This window comes from Mesorhizobium sp. CNPSo 4688 (assembly GCF_057784295.1).
This window is the reverse complement of sequence record NZ_JBWLUY010000012.1, coordinates 200803-209739: the sequence shown is the minus strand read 5'-3', so window position 1 is coordinate 209739 and position 8937 is coordinate 200803. Positions and strand designations below refer to the sequence as shown.

Annotated in this window: 6 protein-coding genes and 1 pseudogene; 4 read left to right on the top strand and 3 right to left on the bottom strand. The window is 63.9% G+C overall.

Annotated elements, in window-relative coordinates; all coding sequences use genetic code 11:
• Positions 1-210 (bottom strand): annotated as a pseudogene (locus tag AC04SH_RS23815) (glutamine--fructose-6-phosphate transaminase (isomerizing)); the annotation flags it as partial.
• Between the two features lie 282 nt (positions 211-492).
• On the opposite strand from AC04SH_RS23815, the gene AC04SH_RS23810 reads away from it, so the two are divergent.
• Positions 493-783, top strand: a complete 291-nt coding sequence (locus AC04SH_RS23810) for a hypothetical protein (RefSeq protein ID WP_488576895.1) — start codon at positions 493-495, stop codon at positions 781-783.
• 3 nt (positions 784-786) lie between these two features.
• Here the strand turns inward: AC04SH_RS23810 and glmU are convergent, their stop codons facing one another.
• Complete coding sequence (gene glmU / locus AC04SH_RS23805) at positions 787-2160, bottom strand: bifunctional UDP-N-acetylglucosamine diphosphorylase/glucosamine-1-phosphate N-acetyltransferase GlmU (RefSeq protein ID WP_488576894.1); 1374 nt, start codon at positions 2158-2160, stop codon at positions 787-789.
• Between the two features lie 145 nt (positions 2161-2305).
• Positions 2306-3052, bottom strand: a complete 747-nt coding sequence (locus tag AC04SH_RS23800) for a cytochrome c biogenesis CcdA family protein (protein WP_488576893.1) — start codon at positions 3050-3052, stop codon at positions 2306-2308.
• A 218-nt stretch (positions 3053-3270) separates the two neighbouring features.
• Here AC04SH_RS23800 and AC04SH_RS23795 point away from each other — a divergent pair, with 218 nt between their 5' ends.
• The 3 genes from AC04SH_RS23795 (at position 3271) to rnr (ending at position 8929) form a co-directional block, all read left to right on the top strand.
• Positions 3271-3648, top strand: a complete 378-nt coding sequence (locus AC04SH_RS23795) for a COG4315 family predicted lipoprotein (protein WP_488576892.1) — start codon at positions 3271-3273, stop codon at positions 3646-3648.
• A 333-nt stretch (positions 3649-3981) separates the two neighbouring features.
• Positions 3982-6618: a type I DNA topoisomerase gene (gene topA / locus AC04SH_RS23790; protein ID WP_477238409.1), complete on the top strand. Its 2637-nt coding sequence runs from the start codon at positions 3982-3984 to the stop codon at positions 6616-6618.
• A 4-nt stretch (positions 6619-6622) separates the two neighbouring features.
• Positions 6623-8929 carry a ribonuclease R gene (gene rnr / locus AC04SH_RS23785; protein ID WP_488576891.1) on the top strand — a complete coding sequence of 769 codons (2307 nt, stop codon included), beginning with the start codon at positions 6623-6625 and terminating at the stop codon, positions 8927-8929.
• The last annotated feature ends 8 nt before the right edge of the window (positions 8930-8937 follow it).

The window sequence follows — 8937 nt, the reverse complement described above, 5'->3', positions numbered from 1 at the left end:
GCCGATGCCGATCGTGCCATCGAGCGGCTCGTCTTTCAGCCGGCGTTCGAGGTTGATCAGCTTGCCTTCGGCGCGGCGGCGGCCGAGCGCGCCTTTCTCGACGGTGGCGACGCCGGCCGAGTCATAGCCGCGGTATTCCAGCCGTTTCAGCGCGTCGACAATGAGCGGCGCGACCTGGTGCTGGCCGACAATCCCAACGATACCGCACATGCGCCTGCCCCCGATTCCCGATGGAAAACCAGCGCTATCTAGGGATTGCCGGCCTGCCGCGAAAGTCACTTTGCGTTTCGTCTGGTGTAACGGAGCGCTTGTCAACCCGATGCACCATGACAGGCCGCTCTTGCAATCCGGTTACTGCAATTGCTCGATTTTTCAGGCGTCCGGTTCTCGTTTTCGCAATATCTGGCTAAGGTCCGGCCACGATGAGCCAAGCCACCGTCACACTCTGGCGTCCTGTCGGACCGAAGGCTGGAACTGATCAAGGCGTCAGGGATGCGGGGATTCCCGCCGCGCCTGCCCGATCAGCCGATTTTCTATCCGGTTTTGACCGAAGCCTATGCTACGCAGATTGCCCGCGACTGGAACGTACCGGCCAGCGGCTCCGGCTTCGTCACCCGCTTCGACGTGCTGAAAAGCTTTCTCGACCGCTATCATGTCGAACATGCCGGCAGCAGGGCACATCTGGAATACTGGATCCCTGCCGAAGACCTCGCTGATTTCAACAAGGCGATCGTCGGCCGGATCGAGGTGACGGCCAGCTTCGGCAAGGCTGCTACCGACTGACCGCTAGTGGTCGGCGCCGGCTTTCTTTTTCGCCGCCGCCGCTGAGGCAAAGCGCTCGCGCAATTCCTTGCCCTTGCCGGGGATGGTCTTCTGGCGGGCGCGGCCGAAGGCCAGCGCATCGTCGGGCACGCTTTGGGTGATGACGCTGCCCGAGGCGATGTAGCCGCCCTTGCCGATGGTCACCGGCGCCACCAGCGACGAATTCGAGCCGATAAAGGCGCCCTCGCCGATATCGGTGAAGAATTTCGAGTAGCCGTCATAGTTGCAGGTGATGGTGCCTGCGCCGATATTGGCGCCCGCACCCACACGAGCATCGCCGATATAGGTCAGGTGGTTGACCTTGGCGCCTTCCTCGACAACCGCCTGCTTGACCTCGCAGAAATTGCCGACCTTGGCTTTCTGCCGGAGATCGGCGCCGGGCCTGAGCCGCGCGAACGGCCCGACATCGCAATTGGAGGCTACGGTGGCGCCTTCGATGTGGCTGAAAGCGTGGATCTTGGCGCCCGTGGCGATCTTCACGCCCGGGCCGAACCAGACATTGGGCTCGACGATGGTATCAGCGCCGATTTCGGTATCATGCGAGAAATACACGCTTTCCGGCGCGATCAGCGTCACGCCCGACAGCATCGCCTCGCGCCGCTTGCGCGTCTGCCAGATGGCTTCCGCTTCGGCGAGCTCGGCCCGATTGTTGATGCCGAGCGCGCTCTCGAAGCTGGCTTCGGTGGCGACGACATCGAGGCCTTCGGCGCTGGCGATCTCGACGATGTCGGTGAGATAATACTCGCCTTTGGCGTTTTTGCTGCCGACCTGGTCGAGCAGATCGAGCGCATGCTTGCCCGCCACCGCCATCATGCCTGCATTGCAGAAGCCGATCTTTTTCTCCTCCGCGGAACAATCCTTTTCCTCGCGGATGGCGGTGAGCTTGCCAGCCTTTTCAATCAGCCGGCCATAGCCGGTCGGATTGGGCGGACGAAAGCCGACGACCACGACGGCAGCCCCGTCGGCCAGCTTCTGCCGCGCATTGGTGAGCGCCTCGGCGTCGATCAGCGGTGTGTCGCCAAACATGATGAGGATGTCGTCATAACCCTTTGATATCGCTTCGCGAGCGGCCAGCACGGCATGGGCTGTGCCGAGCCGCTTTTCCTGCACGAACGTCTCGGCTTTGGGCGCGAATTTCGTCGCAGCCTTGCGCATCTCGTCGGCGCCATGCCCGATCACCAGAGCCTGGCTGGCAGCACCGGCGGCTTCCGCCGCCTTCACCACATGCGCGACCATCGGAAGCCCGGCGATCTGGTGCAGCACCTTCGGCAGCGCGCTCTTCATGCGCGTGCCTTCGCCGGCGGCGAGGATGACGGACAGGCAGGATCTCTGGCTCATGGAAAGACAACCGTATGAAATGGGATCAGGAATCGCAGAGTGGTAGCATCTGGCGCCATGTTGCACCAATGCGGTTAAATTCCGGTGAGACCATAGAGCAGCTGACTCTTAATCAGCGGGTTTGCGGTGCAGTTTGGCAGGCGACCTACCCCAGCCGCCCCAGCACCGGGAAATTCTCCAGCAGCCAGTAAGACACCGTCTGCACGCCGCCGGTGAGGAAAAGCACGCCGGCGACGACCAGCAGTGCGCCGATCGCCTTTTCGACACGGCCGAGATGGACGCGGAATTTGCCGAGGAAGCGCATGAAGGCGCCGGAGAACAGCGCCGCGATCAGGAACGGGATGCCGAGGCCAAGCGAATAGGCGGCGAGCAGCAGCGCGCCCTCGCCCACGGTTTCACGGCCGCCGGCCAGCGTCAGGATCGGTCCCAGAACCGGCCCGATGCAGGGCGTCCAGCCGAAGGCGAAGGCCAGTCCCATGACATAGGCGGCAAGGGCATTTGCCGGCTTGCCTTGCGACTGGAAGCGCGCCTCGCGCGACAGCAGCGGAATGCGCAGGATGCCGAGGAAATTCAGGCCCATCAGGATGATGAGCACACCGGCCGCCATCGCCAGCGGCTCCTGCCAGACCCGTAGCCAATGGCCGATGGTCGAAGCGCCGGCACCGAGCGCCACGAACACGGTCGAGAAGCCGAGCACGAAGGCGACCGATGAATAGAGCAGCGCGCCACGCGTGCCTTCCCGAGCCGTCACGCCCGCATCGCCGCGAAAGTCGTCGACGGAGACGCCGGCCATGTAGCAGAGATAGGGCGGCACCAGCGGCAGCACGCAGGGCGACAGGAACGAGATCGCCCCCGCCCCGACCGCGCTGACATAGCCGATATCCAATGCCATCCCGAAACTCCAAATTCGCTGGCGCCGATATAGCGACGCAAAACATCGTTCGCCAATCACCATCGTGTGGCATTTGGCTACAGGTACGGTTCGGCCGGAGGAATTGTTACCGGCCCATCGTCAGATGACCAAGCCAGGGAAGAAACGCTCCTCGCCAAGCGTTCATAGAGCGAAGCCGCGATTTCTGCGCGCTTCTTCGGATACCCAGGGAGATTTCCATGAAAACGATCACTGTTGGCCTGGCCGCGCTTTTGCTCAGCACCGCCGCATCCTTCGCCGCCGAAGCGTGGAAGGAAGCCGAAGTCAACGGCACCAAGATCTACACCGATGCCAACGGCATGACGCTCTATACCTACGACAAGGACGAGAAGGGCAAGTCCAACTGCTACGACAAATGCGCCACCAACTGGCCGCCGCTGAAGGCCGAAGAGGGCGCCAAGGCGGACGACGAATGGACCATCGTCGACCGCACCGACGGCACCAAGATGTGGGCCTATGACGGCAAGCCGGTCTACACCTTCATCAAGGACAAGAAGGCCGGCGACATGACCGGCGACGGCGTCGGTGAAGTCTGGCATATCGTCAAGGCCGACTGATCGTTCGACCTCTACCCCGCCTGACCGGCGGGACTCAGCTGGTCGCCGGCTCCAAGCGACCCGGCGGCCAGTTTCGTTTTTGCGGCACCTCGCAAGGACCGACAAGCGCGCAATCTCGAGTCGTTCCTCAAGACTTGGCGCTCAAACCGCGCGTCCTCGAATTCTGTGATTTTCTCCATACACTCTTAGAGTGTATTGCTGCGGACATGCCGGCAATTTGGCCGCCTCCCCTTGACCGGATGCAAAAGCGCGGCCATGTGAGCGACAAATAGAACGAGATTTCGTCGCGCGCAGCGGAATCCTTCTGCCGCACCACAGCTGATATGAGAACTCATGGACGTCGTCGTCGTCGAATCGCCGGCCAAGGCAAAGACAATCAACAAATACCTCGGCAAGAACTATAAGGTTCTGGCCTCGTTCGGCCATGTCCGCGATCTGCCGGCCAAGGATGGCTCGGTGCGTCCGGACGAGGATTTCGCCATGTCCTGGGCGGTCGACACCGCGTCGGGCAAGCGCCTCGCCGACATCGCCAAGGCGGTCAAGGACGCCGATGGCCTGATCCTCGCCACCGACCCGGATCGCGAGGGTGAAGCGATTTCCTGGCACGTACTGGAAGTGCTGAAGCAGAAGCGCGCGCTGAAGGACAAGCCGGTCAGCCGCGTCGTCTTTAATGCCATCACCAAATCCTCGGTGCTGGAAGCGATGGCCAATCCGCGCCAGATCGATGCGCCGCTGGTCGATGCCTATCTCGCCCGCCGTGCGCTCGACTATCTCGTCGGCTTCACGCTGTCGCCGGTGTTGTGGCGCAAATTGCCGGGTGCCCGTTCGGCCGGCCGCGTCCAGTCGGTGGCACTGCGCCTCGTCTGCGACCGCGAATCCGAAATCGAGCGCTTCATCCGCGAGGAATACTGGCAGATCGCCGCTCTGCTGGGCACGCCGCGCAATGAGACTTTCGAGGCGCGGCTGACCGCTTTCGAGCGCAAGAAGCTGCAGAAGCTCGATATCGCCAACAAGGCGCAGGCCGACGACATCAAGGGCATGCTCGAGGGCGCAACCTTCAAGGCGCTGTCGGTGGAAGCCAAGCCGACCCGGCGCAATCCCGGCCCGCCCTTCACCACCTCGACGCTGCAGCAGGCGGCATCCTCTGGCCTCGGCTTTTCGGCCACGCGCACCATGCAGGTGGCGCAGCGCCTCTATGAAGGCATGGAGATCGGCGGCGAGACCACCGGCCTGATCACCTATATGCGAACCGACGGCGTGCAGATGGCGCCCGAGGCGATCGACGCCGCCCGTGACGCCATCGCCAAGGAATTCGGCCCCAAATATCTGCCGGAAAAGCCGCGTCAGTACACGACCAAGGCCAAGAACGCCCAGGAAGCGCACGAGGCGATCCGCCCGACCGATTTCATGCGCACCCCGGCTTCGGTCAGGCAGTATCTCGATTCCGACCAGCTGCGACTTTACGAGCTGATCTGGAAGCGCGCCATCGCCAGCCAGATGCAGTCGGCCGAGATCGAGCGCACCACGGTCGAAATCGAGGCGGTCAACGGCGCGCGCACGGCGGAGCTTCGCGCCGTCGGTTCGGTCGTCCGCTTCGACGGCTTCATTGCCGCCTACACCGACCAGAAGGACGACGACGCGGAGGACGAGGAAAACCGCCGCCTGCCCGAGATTCGCGCCGGCGAGCAGCTCGCTCGCCAGGCCATCAACGCCACCCAGCACACCACCGAGCCGCCGCCGCGCTATTCCGAGGCCTCGCTGATCAAGAAACTGGAAGAGCTCGGCATCGGCAGGCCGTCGACCTACACCGCGATCCTGAAGACGCTGGAAGACCGCGACTACGTCACCATCGACAAGCGCCGGCTGGTGCCGCAGGCCAAGGGCCGGCTGTTGTCGGCCTTCCTCGAAAGCTTCTTCGAGCGCTATGTCGAATACGACTTCACGGCCTCGCTCGAGGAGAAACTCGACGAGATTTCCGACGGCAAGCTCGCCTGGAAGGATGTGCTGCGCGACTTCTGGAAGGATTTCTCCGGCGCCGTCGCCGACATCAAGGAACTGCGCGTCACCGACGTGCTCGATGCGCTGAACGAGGAATTGGCGCCGCTGGTGTTTCCCGCGCGCGAGGATGGCTCGAACCCGCGCATCTGCCCGAAATGCGGAACCGGCAATCTGTCGCTGAAGCTCGGCAAGTTCGGCGCCTTTGTCGGCTGCTCGAACTATCCGGAGTGTTCGTTCACCCGCCAGCTGGGCGACGCTGCCAACCCCAATGGCGAGAATGGCGGCGGCGAGGAGGGCACCAAGGTGCTGGGCAAGGACCCCTACACCGCTGAGGAAATCACGCTGCGCTCAGGCCGCTTCGGCCCCTACATTCAGCGCGGCGACGGCAAGGAAGCCAAGCGCTCCAGCCTGCCCAAGGGCTGGACGCCGGATACAATCGACCATGAAAAGGCGCTCGCTTTGCTGTCGCTGCCGCGCGATGTCGGCAAGCATCCGGAGTCGGGCAAGATGATCTCGGCCGGGCTCGGCCGCTACGGTCCGTTCGTGCTGCATGACGGCACCTATGCCAATGTAGACAGCATCGAGGACGTCTTCTCGATCGGCCTCAACCGCGCCGTTTCGGTCATCGCCGAGAAACAGCTGAAGGGCAAGGGCGGCCGCAATGGCGGCACTGCCGCAGCACTCAAGGAACTCGGCGACCATCCCGACGGCGGCGGCAAGATCGTCGTGCGCGACGGCAAATACGGACCTTACGTCAATTACGGCAAGGTCAATGCGACCCTGCCCAAGGGCAAGGATCCGCAGTCAGTGACGGTCGAGGACGCGCTGGCGCTGATTGCCGAGAAGGAAGCCAAGGGCGGCGGCGGCAAGAAGCCATTCCGCAAGGCGGCAGCGGCCAAGGCGCCTGCAGCCAAGAAAACCACAGCAAAGAAGTCGGCAACCAAGAAGCCGGCGGCGAAGAAAAAGGGATAGCAGCGTGGCGCGCAGGATCACCGGTAGAAGCCACGGCGATCCGCGCACCGCCGACACCAGGGCCAAGGTCAAGGACGACTACCGGCCCTCGCGTGACGAAATCCTGCGCTACATCGCCGAAAACCCCGACCGCGCGGGAAAACGCGACATCGCCAAGGCGTTCGCGCTGCGCGGCGACGACCGCATCTGGCTGAAGGACATTCTGCGCGACCTGCAGGACGAAGGCGTGCTGACCAAGGAGCGCAAAAGGCTGGCCCGTGTCGGCGCCCTGCCGCATGTCGCCATACTCGACATTTTTGGCCGCGACGGCGACGGCATCTTGCTGGCGCATCCGGCCGAGGCCGTAGGCCCGGGCGAACCGCCCGTCGTCTCGATCCGCGTCTCGCGCGGCGGCAACGGCCCGGCGCCGGGAATTGGCGACCGCGTGCTGGCCAAAACCTTCCCGACCGATGAGCCGACCGGCCCCGCCTATACCGGCCGCGTGATGAAGATTTTCGAGAAGCGGACCGATGCCGTGCTCGGCGTGTTCCGCATCCTTAAGGACGGAACTTTCCGCATCGAGCCGGTGGAACGGCGCCAGCCCGAGCTGATCGTCGACAAGGAATTCCAGAACGGCGCCAAAAACGGCGACCTGGTCGAGGTCGAGCCGGCCCGGGCCTCCCGTTATGGTTTGCCGCGCGCAAAAGTGCTGGCGGTGCTGGGCTCGCTGACCAGCGAAAAGGCGGTCTCGATGATCGCCATCCATGCGCATGACATCCCGCATATTTTCCCGGCCGACGTCATCGCCGAATCCGAAGCGGTCAAGCCGGCGACGCTTGCTCACCGCGAGGACTGGCGCGACCTGCCGCTGGTCACCATCGACCCAGCCGACGCCAAGGACCATGACGATGCGGTGTTCGCCACGCCGGACCTCGACGAGAAGAACCCGGGCGGCGTGATTGCCACCGTGGCGATCGCCGATGTGGCGGCCTATGTCCGCTATGGCACCGCTCTCGACCGAGAGGCCTTGAAGCGCGGCAATTCGGTCTATTTCCCCGACCGCGTCGTGCCGATGCTGCCCGAGCGCATCTCCAACGACCTCTGTTCGCTGCGCGAAGGCCAGGACCGGCCGGCGCTTGCGGTGCGCATGACCTTCTCCGCCGACGGCCGCAAGCTGCGCCACTCTTTCCACCGCGTCATGATGAAATCGGCGGCCAAGCTCGCCTACCCGCAGGCCCAGGCGGCGATAGACGGTGTGCCGGACGAGAAAACCGGCCCGATCCTCGACACCGTGCTGAAGCCGCTGTGGGACGCCTACGCCATCCTCAAGCGCGGCCGTGACGGCCGCCAGCCGCTGGAGCTCGAATTGCCGGAGCGCAAGATCATGCTGAAGCCGGACGGCACCGTCGACCGCGTCATCGTCCCGGAACGGCTCGACGCCCACAAGCTGATCGAAGAATTCATGATCCAGGCCAATGTCGCCGCTGCCGAGGCGCTTGAAGCGAAGAAACAGGCGCTGGTCTACCGTGTCCACGATGCGCCGTCGCTGGCCAAGCAGGAATCGCTGCGCGAATTTCTCCAGACGCTCGGCCTGTCACTGGCGCGCGGCGCGCAGATGCGGCCGAACCAGTTCAACGGCATCCTCGAGCGCGTGCGTGGCGCCGACAATGAAGGGCTGGTCAACGAAGTGGTGCTGCGCTCGCAGAGCCAGGCCGAATACTCGCCCAAGAACATCGGCCATTTCGGTCTCAACCTGAAGCGCTACGCGCATTTCACCTCGCCGATCCGCCGCTATGCCGATCTGATCGTGCATCGCGGACTGATTGCCGCACTCGGGCTTGGCCCGGGCGGCTTGACGCAGGATGAGGGCGCGCGGCTGGAAGACGTGGCGGTGCTGATCTCCGGCACCGAGCGTCGCGCCATGGCGGCGGAGCGCGACACGGTCGACCGGCTGATCGCTGCCTATCTCGCCGAGCGCATCGATGACCGGTTTGACGCGCGCATCTCCGGCGTCACCAAGGCGGGACTGTTTGTCCAATTGCCGCAGTTTGGCGCGGATGGTTTCATCCCGGTGTCAAGTCTGAACGGCGATTACTATATATACGACGAAACCGCGCGATCGCTGTTCGGAGAACGCACCGGCAAGGGTTATCAGCTTGCCGACCGCGTCGAGGTTCGCCTGATCGAGGTGGCGCCGATGGCTGGCGCGATGCGGTTCGAAATGCTGACCGACCCGAAGCCCCTGCCCGGCTCCAAGAGGTCTTTTCACAAGGCAAAAGGCCGCGCCCGCGCGTCACAATCGCGCCCGGGGCCGCGCGGCAGGAGGCGGTAAATGCCGAA